The 15,234-nt window shown below is 57.3% G+C and carries 13 protein-coding genes and 2 pseudogenes; 4 read left to right on the forward strand and 11 right to left on the reverse strand.

Annotation, left to right across the window (positions count from 1 at the left end; translation table 11 throughout):
• Positions 1 to 40 precede the first annotated feature (40 nt).
• The 4 genes and pseudogenes from treZ to bla form a co-directional block, all read right to left on the reverse strand.
• Positions 41 to 1,828, reverse strand: coding sequence for a malto-oligosyltrehalose trehalohydrolase (gene treZ / locus BWI95_RS16500; RefSeq protein WP_076769856.1), 1,788 nt, complete (start codon positions 1,826 to 1,828; stop codon positions 41 to 43).
• Between the two features lie 117 nt (positions 1,829 to 1,945).
• Positions 1,946 to 2,100, reverse strand: a pseudogene (locus tag BWI95_RS16505) (formate dehydrogenase cytochrome b556 subunit); the annotation flags it as partial.
• A pseudogene (locus BWI95_RS16510) lies at positions 2,100 to 2,296 on the reverse strand (hypothetical protein); the annotation flags it as partial. The pseudogenes BWI95_RS16510 and BWI95_RS16505, both read right to left, overlap by 1 nt.
• A gap of 47 nt (positions 2,297 to 2,343) precedes the next feature.
• Positions 2,344 to 3,213, reverse strand: a complete 870-nt coding sequence (gene bla / locus BWI95_RS16515) for a class A beta-lactamase (RefSeq protein ID WP_076769857.1) — start codon at positions 3,211 to 3,213, stop codon at positions 2,344 to 2,346.
• Between the two features lie 105 nt (positions 3,214 to 3,318).
• On the opposite strand from bla, the gene BWI95_RS16520 reads away from it, so the two are divergent.
• Positions 3,319 to 4,065: a metallophosphoesterase gene (locus tag BWI95_RS16520; protein WP_054803602.1), complete on the forward strand. Its 747-nt coding sequence runs from the start codon at positions 3,319 to 3,321 to the stop codon at positions 4,063 to 4,065.
• Between the two features lie 40 nt (positions 4,066 to 4,105).
• On the opposite strand, the gene yncE is transcribed toward BWI95_RS16520, so the two are convergent.
• Positions 4,106 to 5,167, reverse strand: coding sequence for a 7-bladed beta-propeller protein YncE (gene yncE / locus BWI95_RS16525; RefSeq protein WP_054803603.1), 1,062 nt, complete (start codon positions 5,165 to 5,167; stop codon positions 4,106 to 4,108).
• Positions 5,168 to 5,432: 265 nt separating this feature from the next.
• Between yncE and pqqU the strand changes: the two genes are divergently transcribed.
• On the forward strand, positions 5,433 to 7,547 hold the full coding sequence (pqqU, locus tag BWI95_RS16530) for a TonB-dependent receptor PqqU (protein WP_054803604.1): 2,115 nt from the start codon (positions 5,433 to 5,435) through the stop codon (positions 7,545 to 7,547).
• A 64-nt stretch (positions 7,548 to 7,611) separates the two neighbouring features.
• Here the strand turns inward: pqqU and BWI95_RS16535 are convergent, their stop codons facing one another.
• The 4 genes from BWI95_RS16535 to BWI95_RS16550 all read right to left on the reverse strand — a co-directional run bounded on the left by BWI95_RS16535 (position 7,612) and on the right by BWI95_RS16550 (position 12,320).
• On the reverse strand, positions 7,612 to 9,537 hold the full coding sequence (locus BWI95_RS16535) for a methyl-accepting chemotaxis protein (protein WP_076769858.1): 1,926 nt from the start codon (positions 9,535 to 9,537) through the stop codon (positions 7,612 to 7,614).
• Positions 9,538 to 9,728: 191 nt separating this feature from the next.
• Positions 9,729 to 10,385: a GntR family transcriptional regulator gene (locus BWI95_RS16540; protein WP_054803605.1), complete on the reverse strand. Its 657-nt coding sequence runs from the start codon at positions 10,383 to 10,385 to the stop codon at positions 9,729 to 9,731.
• Positions 10,386 to 10,639: 254 nt separating this feature from the next.
• A complete protein-coding gene (locus tag BWI95_RS16545; RefSeq protein ID WP_054803606.1) occupies positions 10,640 to 11,677 on the reverse strand; it encodes an NADP-dependent oxidoreductase in 1,038 nt (345 codons plus the stop codon).
• Between the two features lie 67 nt (positions 11,678 to 11,744).
• Positions 11,745 to 12,320 carry a helix-turn-helix domain-containing protein gene (locus tag BWI95_RS16550; RefSeq protein ID WP_023478637.1) on the reverse strand — a complete coding sequence of 192 codons (576 nt, stop codon included), beginning with the start codon at positions 12,318 to 12,320 and terminating at the stop codon, positions 11,745 to 11,747.
• A 37-nt stretch (positions 12,321 to 12,357) separates the two neighbouring features.
• On the opposite strand from BWI95_RS16550, the gene BWI95_RS16555 reads away from it, so the two are divergent.
• Together BWI95_RS16555 and BWI95_RS16560 are read left to right on the forward strand one after the other, a co-directional pair.
• Entirely contained in the window at positions 12,358 to 12,876 is a 519-nt protein-coding gene (locus BWI95_RS16555; protein WP_076769859.1) for a GNAT family N-acetyltransferase, read from the forward strand.
• A complete protein-coding gene (locus BWI95_RS16560) occupies positions 12,873 to 13,322 on the forward strand; it encodes a DMT family transporter (protein WP_076769860.1) in 450 nt (149 codons plus the stop codon). The genes BWI95_RS16555 and BWI95_RS16560 overlap by 4 nt, the downstream gene beginning before the upstream one ends.
• A 44-nt stretch (positions 13,323 to 13,366) precedes the next feature.
• On the opposite strand, the gene BWI95_RS16565 is transcribed toward BWI95_RS16560, so the two are convergent.
• Both BWI95_RS16565 and BWI95_RS16570 read right to left on the reverse strand, forming a co-directional pair.
• Positions 13,367 to 13,600 (reverse strand): YdcY family protein, encoded by a 234-nt coding sequence (locus BWI95_RS16565; protein WP_023478778.1) that lies wholly within the window; start codon positions 13,598 to 13,600, stop codon positions 13,367 to 13,369.
• Positions 13,601 to 13,609: 9 nt separating this feature from the next.
• Positions 13,610 to 15,208, reverse strand: coding sequence for an ABC transporter substrate-binding protein (locus BWI95_RS16570; protein ID WP_076769861.1), 1,599 nt, complete (start codon positions 15,206 to 15,208; stop codon positions 13,610 to 13,612).
• Positions 15,209 to 15,234 lie beyond the last annotated feature (26 nt).

The following is a 15,234-nucleotide window of genomic DNA, read 5'->3' on the forward strand; positions in this document are numbered from 1 at the left end:
CCGTTACGAAACTGCAGGCGGTAGGTTGCGGTTGGCGTGCTCACTCGGCTTCTCCCTGCGATAAACGAACAATAATGGCATTCTGCGCCAGTTCGGCACCCGCCTCAGGCCAGGCAAAAAGCGTTTCGCCCGGCAGTTCCGGTAACGGCTGGCTGGCCGTACCGATATTCAGCGCCATGGAGAGCGTGCCCTGCGGCAGCGCCCAGCGCACGGCGATAAAACCGGGCGCGGTGGCGATAATCTCGCCCTGCTGGCGGGTCGCGCCGCGTAGCAGCGGCACAATGTGCTGCTGGCGCAGTGCGAGCAGTTCACGGCTGAACGCCAGCCAGCGCTGCCCTTCCACGCTGTGAGGACGCGTCCAGTCGAGCTGCGAGCGGGTAAAGGTTTCCGGATCGTTCGGATCGGGCACATCTTCCCCTTCATGCCCGGCGTGGCCTTCAAATTCGCGCGTGCGCCCTTCGCGCACCGCTTTTGCCAGGTCGCCGTGGAAATCGGTAAAGAAGAGGAACGGGTTGGTTTCGCCATACTCTTCGCCCATAAACAGCAGCGGAATATGCGGCGACAGTAGCAGCGTCGCGAGCATTACGCGGGTGCGATCGGCTCCGGCCAGCGAGATGAGGCGGTCGCCCTGCGCGCGGTTGCCTACCTGGTCATGGTTCTGGATAAAGTCGACAAACGCCACCGGCGGCTGCTGGGTGCTGTCGACGCCGCGCGGTTCGCCCGCGTGCTGCGACACTTCGCCCTGATAGGCAAAGCCTTCAGCCAGCACGCGCGCTACCCATTTTTCCGGGCTGTCGGCAAAATCTTCGTAATAAGCATGCGTCTCGCCGGTGGCGAAGACGTGTACCGCGTTGTGGAAATCATCGTTCCACTCGCCGGTAAAGAGCGTGGCGGTGCCGGATTCATCGCGCGGATGCAGCGAGACGATATTGCGGCTGTCTTCGGTGGTGAGATGGATCGGTCGGTCGGTGATCTCCTGGCGAATGCGTTTGGCGATCTCGACCAGGATATGCGGCTCGTTGGTGTCCTCAATCTGGTCGATAGCGTCGAAACGCAGGCCGTCGAGGTTGTACTCATGCAGCCAGTAGAGCGGCGCTTCGCTAATATAGGCGCGCGCGGCGTCGACATCATAAGCAATGCCCGCGCCCCAAGGCGTCTGGCGCTCTTTGTGGAAGAAATCGGGCGACAACAGCGGCAGGTAATTGCCCTCCGGCCCAAAGTGGTTAAGCACGATATCGAGCACCACCGACAGGCCGTAGCCGTGGGCAGCGTCAACAAAAGCTTTGAAATCATCCGGCGTGCCGTAGGCAGAGTGCGGCGCATAGAGCAGTACGCCGTCATAGCCCCAGCCGCGGGTGCCGCCAAATTGCGAGACCGGCATCACCTCAACCATGGTGACGCCAAGCTCAGCGAGATAGGGTAATTTTTCGATCGCCGCCTGAAAGGTACCCTGCGGCGTAAAGGTGCCGATATGTAATTCGTAAACCACCGCCTCTTCCCACGGGCGGCCCTGCCAGTCAGCGTGTTGCCACTGATAGCTTTCAGGATCGACAACCAGCGACGGGCCGTTAACCTCTGCCAGCTGGCCGCGCGAGGCGGGATCGGGGATCGCCATACCGTCGGCGAGGACAAATTGATACTGCGCGCCTGCGTTCACGCGGGAGACGGTGGTTTCAAACCATCCCTCTTCGCTGCGCGTCATCGGCTTCTCTTGCCCGTCAAGACGTAGCGTTACGCTCTGCTGACCGGTGGCCCATAAACGGAAGCGAACCGCGCCGTCGGCCAGTCGCTCTGCACCCCATGTTTTTGAAAACGTTTTGGTCGCCATGCAATTACCTCTCCACGATGCCACGATGAACAATCATAGACGATAATTGGCAACCCGATGGGCGCAGGTCGGCGGTGTACGTCGCCCGGTACAGCGCTGTATACCAGGCGACGGCGGTTATTGTCTCTGCTTGTCCTGCTGCGCTTCGACCTCACGGTACCAGCGCGGATGGTGCTTTTTAGCCCAGCGGCGGCTGATTCCCCCTCAATCATCCCGGTGATCGAGCCTTTCACCCAGAAGGCCATGTAGATATGCACGAGGATGGCGAGCATCATCGTCCAGTGGCGGAACAGCTCGGTAATCGAGTAAGTGGTGGCGACATAGGGAAATGTTTCCGCGTTGCCCATGTTGTTTCGGTCACTGGCAAAGATCCTTGCCAGCAGGCTGGAAACGACTTGCGGGCGCAGCGGGTTGGTGCCAATCGGCAATTTGATGGGTCGGGAACGGCCCGTCGTTCATCTTGTCGAGGCAGAGATAAGATTTAACTTAAGCCGGTTTTATCTCTGCCCGTCTATTTAGCGCGTTGCCTCAAATATGCTTTTACCGATGCGCGCAATGGCATCGTTACTTTGCGCCAGCGTCGCTTCTGTTTGCGTAATATAGACAGAGACAATTATTGGCTGCCCTTTTTTCGGCCACACCACGCTGATGATTGAGCGCGAACCGTGGGCACCGGCGCCGGTCTTATCACCGATTTTCCAGCCCGACGGCAGCGACGCGCGCAGCAGCGCATCGGCAACCTTGTCATCCTTCATCCACTGCACCAGCTGCGCGCGGCTTTCGGGTTTGAGCGCGTCGCCGAGCGTTAGTTTCTCCAGCGTGCGGCTGACGGCGAGCGGCGTGGTGGTGTCCTGCAGATCGCCGGGCACGGCGCTGTTCAGCTCCGGCTCTTTCCGATCCAGTCGCGTGACGTTGTCACCTAAACCGGCAAAGAAGGCGGTGACCTTCTGCGGGCCGCCCAGTTTCTGCGCTGCCAGATTAGCGGCGGTATTATCGCTGTAGCTAATCGCCGCGCTGCACACCTGCTGCCAGCTCATGCTTTTTGGCGCGACAAATTTGCTGGTTACCGGCGAATAGTCCACCAGTGTCTCTTTGCTGAACTGCGTGGTGTCGCTGAGGGCGAACTCGCCCCGGTCGACCTTGCTGAGCAGCGCGCCGCAGAGCAGCGCTTTATGGGTGCTGTTCAGCGGAAAACGTTCATCACCGCGGTAGCTGACGCTCTTTCCCGATGCGGTATCGATCACCGCGATACCGATGCGCGCGTGCAGCTTCTCCTCCTGCAAACGGGCAATGGCGGTGAGGGTTGCCGCATCGATGGTCGCGGCATTGGCGGCAGAGGCGCCGAGCAGCAGCAGCGCGAGAAATGATTTAGCAGGCAGATGCATAGCGATAGTCCTTGTTAAGCGGTGAATATTGTATCTGCCGGATTATGCCTGATGGCGCAGCGCTGCCATACTGCTGAGTGAAAACTCATTTCATCCGGGGACACGATGCGCATTGCTCAACTTAGCGATATTCACGCCGCAGCCGATAACGACAACCTCGCCCGGCTGCGTACCGCCATTGCGTGGCTGCACGCCTTCCCGCCCGATATCGTGGTGGTAAGTGGCGATCTGGCGGACGATGGCTGGGCTGAGGGGTATCGCGACATCGCCGCACAGCTCAGCCGTTTGCCCTGCCGCACCCTGCTGCTGGCGGGTAATGCCGATGATAAAGCGGTGATGTGCGCGACGATGCCGCAACTGGCGGGATATTCAGCCGATGAACCGCTGCATTTCAATGAAACGGTTGAGGGGATTTCGCTGATTGGCGTCGATGTGACGGTTGCCGGAAAGAGCGGCGGCGATATTACGCCCCATCTGCCGTGGCTGGAGCAGGCTTTGCGCGAGCAGGCGCAACCGGCAATGCTGTTTTTGCATCAGCACCTCTTCCCGAGCGGTATTGCGCCGCTGGATGCGGCAATGTGCGATGGTGGTGAGGCGCTGGCGGCGCTGATTAACCGCCTGCCGCACCCGCCACTGGCGATCTGCTGCGGGCATGTGCACCGCGCGATGGCATCGACTTTTGCCGGTGTGGCCGCCTACTGCTGCGGCTCAATCTGCCCGGCAAATCCGCTGCTGCTGGATGAGAAAAACGTGCCGCCGATTACCGATCCCGTCTCCCTGATGCTTCACGACATCGGCCCGCAGAGCCGGGTCAGCCATTTTATTGGCGTAGAAACGGTTGAGGATCGATGAAAAAAAAAGCTCCCCGCAGGGAGCTTGTTGCCTGTGGCTGTTACAGCGCAATACGAATGATATCGTCCGGCTGCGTAGCCTCTTTTTCACGGCTCGACGCCTGTTTTACGCTGACGTAGAGCGTTTTGCCGTCCGGCGACAGCGCCAGGCTGTTCGGGTGCGTCGGCGTGTCGAAGCTCTTCACGACCTTGTAGCTCTTCGCGTCGATAACGCTCACTTTACCCGCCTCACGGTGCGTGACATAGACTTCGTTGCGCGCCGGATTAAACAGCACCGCCAGCGATTCCGGGGCGGCGACGCGTTGCAGTACCTTGCCTGAGCGGGTATCGACAACCAGCACTTCCGCCGCTTTCGAGTCGGTGATAAAGGCGCGGTGACCGGCGGTATCAAGACTCAGGTTAAGGTAGAAGTGCTCTTTCCCATCATCCTGCAACTTCTTGCGGTCGATAATCTTGTTAGTGGCGGTATCAATGGTCAGCAGTTCGCCATCCCCGTTGGTGCTGTAAAGACGTTTCGCGGCGGCATCAAGCGCCAGCCCGGTGTTATATGTGCCGGTATTCGCAATTGTGCTTTTCAGCGTCATCGCTGCGCCGTCAACCACCCAGATGGCGCTCTCTTTACCCACGCCGGTAACGTAAAGCGTATTGGTGGTGTCATCTACCACCAGTTCTCGTGGGCTAAGCGGACGCACGGTGTCGGAACGTTTACGCCCATCAAGCACTACGCGGCCTTTGATATCACCGGTTTTTGCATCGACGGCGGTGACTGAACCATTCACGGTATTGCCGAACCAGAGCGTCTGCGTCTGCTGGTTGATTGCCGCGCCAAAGGGCTTCACATCGCTGTGAATGGCCTGGGTGATATCCAGGTTGGCCGGGTCGAGGCGGTAAATCACGCCGCCTTTATCGGTTTTGCGGCTTTGCGAGGTGGCAATCCATACGGCGTTCTCCTGCTGGCTGACGGCCATCTCATACGCGCCCTTACCGACCGCTTTGCGTAGCATCTCTTCGGCTGCGTGGGCGCTGAATGAGCCTGCCAGCAGCAATGAACCGAGGAACAGTGCGCGATGCAGGCGCGACGGAGAAAAATGAGCTAAAGACATAACGACTCCCTTTGTTGAAATTATGATTACGTATTCACAAGCATCCAGTGCACGAAACTGCGGTTTCGCTTATTGTTGTAGGTGAGAATAGTAATTATTTATGTTCGTAAAGTGGAGTCTTAATCGTTGATCACGGCAAATTTCCTGCCGCCATATAGACTCATTCTTAACCTAACGTGCGTTCAACATTTTCAAATAATTTACATATCCATTAACATGTTGCCGCATTTTTCTTTTTTTGCTCCTCTTTCAACTCGGTTCCGTCATGAAAATCATTTCAGTTACAAAGGTCACGCTGCCCGTTTTGCTGCTGCCTGTTGCACTCTCTACCTCCGCCTGGGCGGCCTCTGGTGAGCAAACCATGATCGTCAGCGCTGCGCCGCAGGCGGTCTCGGAGCTTGATAGCCCCGCGGCGGTCAGCGTGGTTCAGGGCGATGATATTCGCCAGGCCGCGCCGCGCGTGAATCTCTCTGAATCAATGGGCAGCGTGCCGGGGTTGCAGGTGCAGAACCGACAGAACTACGCCCAGGATCTGCAACTCTCCATTCGCGGTTTTGGCTCGCGTTCCACCTATGGCGTGCGCGGCATTCGCCTCTATGTCGATGGTATTCCCGCCACCATGCCGGATGGCCAGGGGCAGACCTCGAATATCGATCTCAACAGTGTCGAGCATATTGATGTGCTGCGCGGCCCCTTTTCTGCCCTCTACGGCAATGCCTCCGGCGGCGTGATGAACGTGACGACGCAGACCGGGCGCGAACCGGCCACCGTCGAAGCGAGCAGCTATTACGGCAGCTTTGGCAGCTGGCGCTATGGTATGAAAGCCACCGGCGCAATGGGCGATGGCACCCACGCGGGAGATGTGGATTACACCGCCTCGACTACCCGCTTTGTTACCCACGGCTATCGCGACCGCAGCGGTGCGCGCAAAAATCTGGCTAACGCCAAGCTGGGCGTACGCATCGATGACGCCAGCAAGCTGAATCTCATCTTTAACAGTGTTGATATTAAAGCGGACGATGCGGGCGGGCTGAGCCGCGAAGAGTGGCGGGCCAATCCGCGCCAGTCGCCGCGCGCCGATGCGTTTCACACGCGCAAAACCATCAAGCAGACCCAGGCGGGCCTGCGCTATGAGCGTCAACTGACCGAGCGCGACGATCTGAGTGTGATGATGTATGCCGGTGAGCGTGAAACCACGCAGTATCAGTCGATTCCCCGCGCGCCGCAGCTCAAACCGACCCACGCTGGCGGGGTAATCAATCTGAGCCGCCACTACCAGGGCATTGATACGCGCTGGACGCACAAAGGCGAGCTGGGCGTGCCAATGACTTTCACCGCCGGGCTGAACTACGAAAACATGAGTGAAGAGCGTAAAGGCTATGAAAACTTCATCATGAATGGCACCACGCCGCAGTATGGGCAGAAAGGCAACCTGCGCCGTAACGAGCGCAACCTGATGTGGAACGTCGATCCCTATCTGCAAACGGCCTGGCAGCTTACTGAGAAACTGTCGCTGGATGCGGGCGTGCGCTATAGCTCGGTCTGGTTTGACTCCAACGACCACTATGTGACCGCGCAGAATGGCGATGACAGCGGCGATGCGAGTTACCACAAGTGGCTTCCGGCCGCCTCGCTGAAATATGCTGTCACTCCGGCGTGGAATATCTACACCGCCGCCGGACGCGGTTTCGAAACGCCGACCATCAACGAACTCTCTTACCGCTCCGGCGATCAGAGCGGGCTGAACTTCGCGCTGAAACCAGCCACCAACGACACGCTGGAGATCGGCAGCAAAACCCGCATCGGTAACGGTCTGCTGACGGCGGCGCTGTTCCGCACCGATACGGATAATGAAATTGTTGCCGACAGCAGCAGCGGCGGACGCACCAGCTATAAAAACGCCGGGAAAACGCGTCGCCAGGGTGTAGAACTCTCTGTCGATCAGCAGTTCGCCGGCAACTGGCGCGCGAAAGCGGCATGGACCTGGCTGGACGCAACCTACCGCAGCGAAGTGTGTGGTAACGCGTCCTGCGAAGGCAACCGCATTCCGGGCATCGCGCGCAATATGGGCTTTGCTTCACTCGGCTGGATGCCGGAGGAAGGCTGGTATGCCGGCGCGGACGTGCGTTATATGAGCAATATCATGGCCAATGATGAGAACAGCGCCAAAGCGCCCTCTTACACCGTCGCCGGGCTGAATACCGGGTATAAGTTCAACTACGGCAACTGGATGATGGATCTCTTTGGCCGCGTCGATAACCTCTTCGACCGTAACTATGTCGGGTCGGTGATCGTCAACGAATCCAATAACCGTTACTACGAACCGGCTCCGGAGCGTAACTACGGCGTTGGCTTATCGGTGGCCTACCAGTTTAATTAATCTACACCGCAGGCAACAAAAAGCCCGGCCATCATGCGCCGGGCTTTTTTATCTCTTCAGGCCATTAAAAGGTGGTCCAGCCCTCTTCGGCGAGCGCCGCTGTACGAGTCGTTGGCGGGGTAAGCGTGCTTTTACCGCCCTGAACCTTCGCCGGTTTTACCTCATCACTGGCGAGACGGAAGGCGGCAACCAGCTCTTCCAGCAGGCGCGCCTGCTCCTCCAGCGAACCCGCGGCGGAGGAGGATTCGCTTACCAGCGAGGCGTTCTGCTGGGTGGTGCTGTCAAGCTCGCCGACCGCGCGGGCAATCTGCTCAATACCGCGGCTCTGCTCTTCGGAAGCGGAGGAGATCTCGCCCATAATATCGTTGACGCGCGTGACGGACTGCACCACCTGATCCATCGTCTCGCCCGCTTTAACCACCAGTTTGCTGCCGATATTTATGCGCGAAACCGATTCGTTGATCAGCTGTTCAATATCTTTTGCCGCCTGCGAACTGCGCTGCGACAGGCTGCGGACTTCACCGGCAACCACCGCAAAGCCGCGCCCCTGCTCGCCCGCCCTTGCCGCTTCCACCGCCGCGTTCAGCGCCAGAATATTGGTCTGAAACGCAATGCTATTAATCACCGCGGTAATGTCAGCAATTTTGTTAGAACTGGTGTTGATATCGCCCATGGTATCCACCACCTGGCGCATCACCGTGCCGCCTTCGCTGGCCGTTTTCGACGCCTGCGCTGCCAGGCTGCTGGCGTTGCGCGCGTTATCGGCGTTGTTTTTCACCGTCGCGGTTAACTGCTCCATACTGGCCGCAGTTTGCACCACAGCGGCGGCCTGCTGTTCGGTGCGTGACGAGAGATCGGTGTTGCCATCGGCAATCTCGGTTGCCGCGTGGGAGAGCTGAGTGACGCTGTTGCGCACTTCATGGATCATATCGCGCAGCCGGTCATTCATCCGCCCCATCGCGCCGGTTAACTGCCCCAGCTCGTCGCGGCTTTGCGCGCGGATGTGCGCGCTCAGATCGCCGCTGGCAATGCGTTCCGCCAGCGCCAGGTTGCGGTGCACTGGCCGGGTGATCTGGCGAATCACCCACCAGGAGACCAGCATGCCGAGCAGAATGGCAATCGCGCCGGTAATGGCGGCAATTGAACTGGAGGTGTAGGCCAGCTCTTCGTTATGCGCTTTCACCAGCGCGATAATGTCGCGCAGTGAGGCGCTGCTGGCGTCGCCGCCCACTTTGACTTTATCTTCCGCCACTTTCAGCGCCTGCCAGGCGGTAAAGTAGTTCAGCGCCTGGGTGCGATAGCTGACGGTGTTCTCCCAGATGGCCTGTAACGGGGCTTGCAGTTCGCCCGGCAACTGGCTGTTCAGCGCCTGCACGTGGCTTGCGGTAGCGGCGAACTGCTGCTCAAGGCGATCGCGCGTGGCTGCATCAGGGCTATAACGTACGACCAGCGCCGCATCGCGCACGCCGCTGATGGCAAAGAGCTGCTCATAGATTTGTGCCATCACCGCCGGGTCGGCCACCGGGGTACGTACCAGCGTGGTATAGCGAGCGGAAAGATCTTCCGTGCTCAGTTTATCGAGGCTTTCACGCAGGGCGCGCAGATCGCCGGTCGCTTTTTGCATCTCGCCAATGCTGGCCTGAAAGGTCGCTAAATTGCGGGCGACATCATCAATGATTTTACGTTCGTTGCTTGACCAGCTGAGCGCGTCGGCGCTGGCGGTCAGTTCGGAGGCGTGACGAACATAGTTAGCCATCACCTGGCCTGATTTATCATCGCCATAAAAATATTTAAGGCGGTTAATTTTTGCCTGGAATACTTCAATATTGATGTTGTACATCAAATTTGTTTTTACATAGACGTCGCGAATTTCTTTAAAACGCAGCACGCTGAGAATGGTGGCAAAAGCGACCAGAAAAAGAACCACACCAAATCCGACCGACAGCTTTCGACTAATTTTTATATTGCTTACCCGTTGGCTAATTGACATTTTTTCCCCTTGTCTAACGTCCATAGTGAGTGCCCGACTACGCACGCGACAAGTTATCGGCAGGAAAATAAGCAGATTCAGGTTGCGGGGAGGTTATAGATTAAAAGTGTGATATTGATGCGCCCCATTCGCAAATTATTACCGGGGTGCATCAATATTTTTCATGAATTATCGAGCCAGTGAATTATCACTTAGCGTTCAAACTGTCTGTGCACGATAGTTGAGCCTTCGTCAATTGCTCGCCAGACGGCGCGCTCACTGGCAAAAGCATCACCCTCTTCTAATGCACAGAGCAGGTCATGATAATGCTGCACGCGCATCAGATGTTCAGATGATGGATATAAGTAGTTATAGCAAGGGCCAATTCGCACCCATAGCTGCTCAATTAAAGCGGTGAGCGTCGGCATGCCGGCGTGGGCATAGACGCTAAAACGAAACGCGCGATTGGCCTGTAACGCCTGCTCGGTGTTGCCGCTTTTCATCGCTTCATCAACATTAATCGCCAGCGTGCGCAGCTCACGCAGCTTATCGCTGGTCATGTTCTGGCTGGCGGCTCGCGCGGCCATGCCTTCGAGGTTTTTACGAATCTGATTGATTTCGTTATAGCGTTCCGCACTGACCTCCGGCACGAGAAAAGCCTGCGCCGGTGTGGCGTGCAGCGCGCCTGCGGAAACCAATCGCAGTAACGCTTCACGAACCGGTGTAATGCTCGTACCCAGCTGATCGGCGATTTCCTTCGTGATAAGCCGGGCGCCGGGTCTCAGGGCTCCGACAATAAGCGCACTCTTTAAACTTGCCTCGACCTGCATGGTGAGACTCGTTCGCTGCGCTTTCTCCAAATCAAGCATGTTTGCATCCTGTATAAATTCTTTATTTTCTCAGCCTGGTAGCGTGTCCATATGGTTATGCCTAAAGATATATTTTATAAGTGCATGCCTGGTATTGGATGATTGCGTAAAGTTAGAACAAAAAGTTATTTATTATGCACGACCACCAGGAACTGCCTCCACAAGGTCAACAATTCCTTATGCATGTATAATTAAAGCTGTTTTTCACAGAAATGCCCAATTTAAAATGGCGGTTTTTACCGCCATTTTTTTATTTAGTTTTCTGAGGCTACTTTTACTACAACTTTGCCGAAGTTTTTCCCTTCCAGTAAGCCGATAAACGCCTCTGGCGCCTGCTCAAGACCCTCCGTTACCTGCTCGCGGTAATGAATGCGATCCTGTTTCAGCCAGCTTGCCATCTCCTGCTGGAATTCATGCAGCCGGTGACCATAATCCTGCATGATAATAAACCCCTGCAATCGAATACGCTTCTTCAGAATCGTCGCCATTAATAATGGAACGCGATCCGGGCCTTCCGGAAGGTCGGTGGCGTTATAACCGCTCACCAGACCACAGAGCGGAATGCGCGCTGAGGTATTTAATAACGGCAGGACGGCATCGAATACTTTGCCGCCGACGTTCTCATAATAGATATCGATGCCCTGCGGGCAGGCCTTCGCCAGACGCTCGCTAAAATCGTCGGCATGGTGATCGATACACTCATCAAAACCGAGCACTTCCACGGCATGACGACACTTCTCGCTGCCGCCCGCAACACCTACCACGCGACAGCCTTTGATTTTGCCAATCTGACCAACCGTTGCGCCAACCGGCCCGGTTGCTGCGGCGACGACCAGCGTTTCGCCCTCTTTCGGCTGGCCGATATCCAGCAAGCCCATATAGGCGGTAAAGCCCGGCATGCCAAGGATCCCCAGCGCCCAGGAGGGGTGCGGAATGGTGCTATCGAGTTTCACCAGATCATCGCCGCTGGCGATGTCGTAATCCTGCCAGCCGCTGCCGGCGAGAACCCAGTCGCCCTCGGCGAAGTCCGGGTGCTGCGATTTAACGACGCGGCTGACGGTACCGCCGCACATCACTTCACCGATTTTTACCGGCGGCGAGTAAGATGGCGCGTCGCTCATGCGTCCGCGCATATAGGGGTCGAGGGAGAGATAGACCGTGCGCAGCAGCACCTGGCCTTCGCCCGGTGAGGCGACCTCATCCTCCTCCAGCCGGAAATTCTCTGTGGTTGGCGCGCCATGCGGACGCGAAGCCAGTACCCAGCGGCGGTTGCGGTGTGAATGTTGGTTCATTTTGCTCTCCTGTGCAGTGTGGACTGACTAATGATAGTAGACGGTTAACGCCGCCCGCGCGTTGGCATTACGTGGCGGCATGATTGAGGCGCACCACCAGATAGCGGCACGGCGCAAGGGTTTCGTTGATAAATCGGCAGTCGTTTGGCGGGCCCAATTCCAGACAATCCCCAGGCTGCATCTCATGGCGCGTTTCGCCTTCGAGAAACACCAGGCTGCCTTCCTGTAACCAGATAAGCTGGCGCGCCAGCGCATAAGAGGAGGCAGGCATCGGGATATCGCTGCCGGGCGGCAGCTCAATCTGCACCAGATCGATTGGCAGGTCGCTGCGCGGCGAAACATGGCGGCGCAGATAGTGGGTTTGCGGATCGCGCCACACCGGCTGGCTGGCGAAGCGCAGCAGTTTGCCCTCCTGCATCTCTGCGCGGGCAATCAACGTCGACATACTAATGGCAAACGCGCCGCAGATGCGCGCCAGCAGCGTTGCCGTTGGGCTGCTCTCTGCCCGCTCGATTTTGTGGATCATTGCCCGCGACACACCCGCGCGTTCGGCGAGTTCCGTCAGCGACCAGCCGCGCGACTCGCGCTCAAGGCGAATTCGCGCACTGATCCGTTGATTTATATTGTCTGAGATAGTATTCATAACGTCATACTATAGTGTACAGATCAGGGGTTCAACCATGTCGATTCGTTATGCCGTGAAAGAGGATTGCGCGGCGATTGCCGCTATTTATAACCACGCCGTGATTAACACGGCGGCGATCTGGAATGATCAAACGGTGGATGCCGATAACCGCATTGCGTGGTTTGAGGCGCGCGCCCTGCTCGGCTATCCGGTGATTGTGAGCGAAGAAAATGGCGTTGTCACGGGCTATGCCTCTTTCGGCGACTGGCGCGCGTTCGACGGCTTTCGCCACACGGTTGAACACTCGGTCTATGTCCATCCGAAACACCAGGGCAAAGGCCTTGGCCTGGCGCTGATGGTGCGGCTGATTGAGGAAGCGAAGCGCATCGGCAAACATGTGATGGTCGCCGGTATCGAAGCGCAAAATCAGGGGTCGATTCATCTGCACCAGAAGCTCGGCTTTACCATTACCGGGCAGATGCCGCAGGTCGGCACCAAGTTTGGCCGCTGGCTGGATCTCACCTTTATGCAGCTTCAGCTCGATAACCGCAGCGATCCGGACGCGCCGGCATGAACCAGTCCCTGACCCTCGCTTTTCTGGTTGCCGCCGGTATCGGGCTGGTTATCCAGAACACGCTGATGGTGCGCATTACCCAGGCCTCCTCTACCATTCTGATCGCCATGCTGCTCAACTCGCTGGTCGGCATTGTGCTGTTTGTCTCTATTCTTTTGATCAAACAGGGCGTCGGCGGCTTTCAGGAGTTGGTTGGCAGCGTCAAATGGTGGACGCTGATCCCCGGCCTGCTCGGCTCCTTTTTTGTTTTCGCTAGCATCAGCGGCTATCAAAATGTCGGTGCGGCAACCACTATCGCCGTGCTGATCGCCAGCCAGCTTATTGGCGGACTGGTGATGGATGTGGTGAAGAGCGAAGGCGTGGCGCTGCGGGCACTGGTTGGCCCGGTATGCGGCGCGGTGTTACTGGTGATCGGGGCCTGGCTGGTCGCCCGGCGACAGTTTTGAGGAATAAAAAAACGGGCCACTTGGCCCGTTTTGTCAGTGCACTATCAGAGAATCTCGCCACCTTTGGTGAGCTGCTCGCGTCGCGCTTCCGCATCCTCTTTATGCTGGCGTCCATGATGGGCGATGGCGTTACGCAGGCGCTGCTGCTGCTCGTAACGCGCTTCGCGGCTCAGTTCGCCATCATCGCTCAGGATAACCAGCAGTTCGTTCATGCCGATAATTGCCCCGTCGGCAATGGCGGCGTCGACGCGGGCGGTAACCTCATCAAGATGTGACATACCCTCTCCTTAATTCAGCTTCGCTTTGGAAAAATCACTGCCCATCAGGCTGACGCTGTAGCCGGTGACTTTGCTGCGCGTCGCGTAGAAGGTTTTGCCGTTTGCCAGCGGGATCCACGGTGCCTGCTTATAGAAAATATCCTGCGCCTGGCCGTAGAGTTTCGCACGCTCGGCCGGATCGCTCACCAGCTTCGCTTTTTTCACCAGCTCGTCGTAAGGCTTATCACACCAGCGCGCGGCGTTGGCGCCGGTCTTCACGCTGTCGCAGCCGAGCAGCGTATCGGCGAAGTTATCCGGATCGCCGTTATCGGACATCCAGCCAAACAGCGCGGTGTCGTGCTCGCCTTTACGCATGCCGGAAAGGTACTCGCCCCACTCGTAGGAGACAATCTTCGCTTTCACGCCCACTTTCGCCCAGTCGCTCTGGATCATCTCGGCGATACGGCGCGAGTTCGGGTTATAGGGGCGCTGCACCGGCATTGACCAGAGCGTCGCTTCAAAGCCCTTCTCCAGCCCCGCCTGTTTCAGCAGCGCTTTCGCTTTCTCCGGATCGTAGCTGTACTCCGGCAGATCTTTGTTGTAGCCGAGCATATTTGGCGGCAGCGGCGATTTCGCCACGCTGGCGGAGCCCAGGAACACCGCATTCACAATCGCTTTTTTATCGGTGGCGTAGTTCAGCGCCTGGCGCACCAGCACGTTATCAAACGGTTTTTTCTCGGTGTTAAACGCCAGATAGCCGACGTTCAGCGCTTCAACCGTGTGAAGAGTTAACTCTTTATTCTTTTTGATCTGCTCAAACTGCACCGGTGCCGGGGCAGGAATAATCTGGCACTCATTGGTTTGCAATTTTGCCAGACGCGTCTGCACATCCGGGGTGATGGAGAAGATCAGGTGCTTAGTCGGCACCGGGCCATCCCAGTAGTTCGGGTTAGCGATATAGCGGATCAGCGCATCGGTTTTGTACTGCTGTAACGCGTAGGGGCCGGTTCCGATTGGCCAGTTATCAACATTCTCCGGCGTGCCTTTTTTCAGCATCGCGTCGGCATACTCGGCCGAAAGAATCGAGGCAAAATCCATGCCCCAGTCGGCAAGGAAAGCGGCGTTCGGTTCATTGAGCACAAACTGAACGTGGTAATCATCGACCTTCTTCACCTCTTTAATCAGCTTATCCAGCCCGACATCGGTGAAGTATTCGTAATTGCCTTTTGAGACGTTGTGGTACGGATGCTTGGCATCCATCTGGCGCATAACGGAGAAGATCACGTCATCGGCATTAAAGTCGCGCGTCGGTTTGAAATATTTGTTGCTGTTGAATTTAACGCCCTGGCGCAGCGTAAAGGTCCAGGTTTTGCCATCGTCGGAGACTTTCCACTCCGTCGCCAGCGACGGCACCGGGGTATTTTTCACCGGATCGAAGGTGACAAGGCGGTTGTAAAGCACCTGCGAGCTGGCGACAAACGACGGGCCGGAGCTGGCAATTTGCGGGTTGAAAGACTCCGGCGAGGCTTCGGAGCAGTAGATCAGTGTGTCGTTGGAAGCCGCAAATGCGGCGCTTGCCGGTAAGAGTGTGCTCAACGCCAGCGCGAGCAGTGTTTTCCCTGTGGTCATGTGCAGGAGCCTTCTTTTTTTATATG

This window comes from Kosakonia cowanii JCM 10956 = DSM 18146, from assembly GCF_001975225.1.
In the GTDB taxonomy this organism is placed as follows: Bacteria; Pseudomonadota; Gammaproteobacteria; order Enterobacterales; family Enterobacteriaceae; genus Kosakonia; species Kosakonia cowanii.

What these genes read in the sequence shown, in the direction of transcription:
- treZ (WP_076769856.1), bottom strand. Translation starts at nt 1,828, where the DNA reads ATGGCGACCAAAACGTTTTCAAAAACATGGGGTGCAGAGCGACTGGCC.
- BWI95_RS16565 (WP_023478778.1), bottom strand. Translation starts at nt 13,600, where the DNA reads ATGTCACATCTTGATGAGGTTACCGCCCGCGTCGACGCCGCCATTGCC.
- BWI95_RS16540 (WP_054803605.1), bottom strand. Translation starts at nt 10,385, where the DNA reads ATGCTTGATTTGGAGAAAGCGCAGCGAACGAGTCTCACCATGCAGGTC.
- BWI95_RS16555 (WP_076769859.1), top strand. Translation starts at nt 12,358, where the DNA reads ATGTCGATTCGTTATGCCGTGAAAGAGGATTGCGCGGCGATTGCCGCT.
- BWI95_RS16570 (WP_076769861.1), bottom strand. Translation starts at nt 15,208, where the DNA reads ATGACCACAGGGAAAACACTGCTCGCGCTGGCGTTGAGCACACTCTTA.
- BWI95_RS16535 (WP_076769858.1), bottom strand. Translation starts at nt 9,537, where the DNA reads ATGTCAATTAGCCAACGGGTAAGCAATATAAAAATTAGTCGAAAGCTG.
- bla (WP_076769857.1), bottom strand. Translation starts at nt 3,213, where the DNA reads ATGCATCTGCCTGCTAAATCATTTCTCGCGCTGCTGCTGCTCGGCGCC.
- pqqU (WP_054803604.1), top strand. Translation starts at nt 5,433, where the DNA reads ATGAAAATCATTTCAGTTACAAAGGTCACGCTGCCCGTTTTGCTGCTG.
- yncE (WP_054803603.1), bottom strand. Translation starts at nt 5,167, where the DNA reads ATGTCTTTAGCTCATTTTTCTCCGTCGCGCCTGCATCGCGCACTGTTC.
- BWI95_RS16520 (WP_054803602.1), top strand. Translation starts at nt 3,319, where the DNA reads ATGCGCATTGCTCAACTTAGCGATATTCACGCCGCAGCCGATAACGAC.
- BWI95_RS16550 (WP_023478637.1), bottom strand. Translation starts at nt 12,320, where the DNA reads ATGAATACTATCTCAGACAATATAAATCAACGGATCAGTGCGCGAATT.
- BWI95_RS16560 (WP_076769860.1), top strand. Translation starts at nt 12,873, where the DNA reads ATGAACCAGTCCCTGACCCTCGCTTTTCTGGTTGCCGCCGGTATCGGG.
- BWI95_RS16545 (WP_054803606.1), bottom strand. Translation starts at nt 11,677, where the DNA reads ATGAACCAACATTCACACCGCAACCGCCGCTGGGTACTGGCTTCGCGT.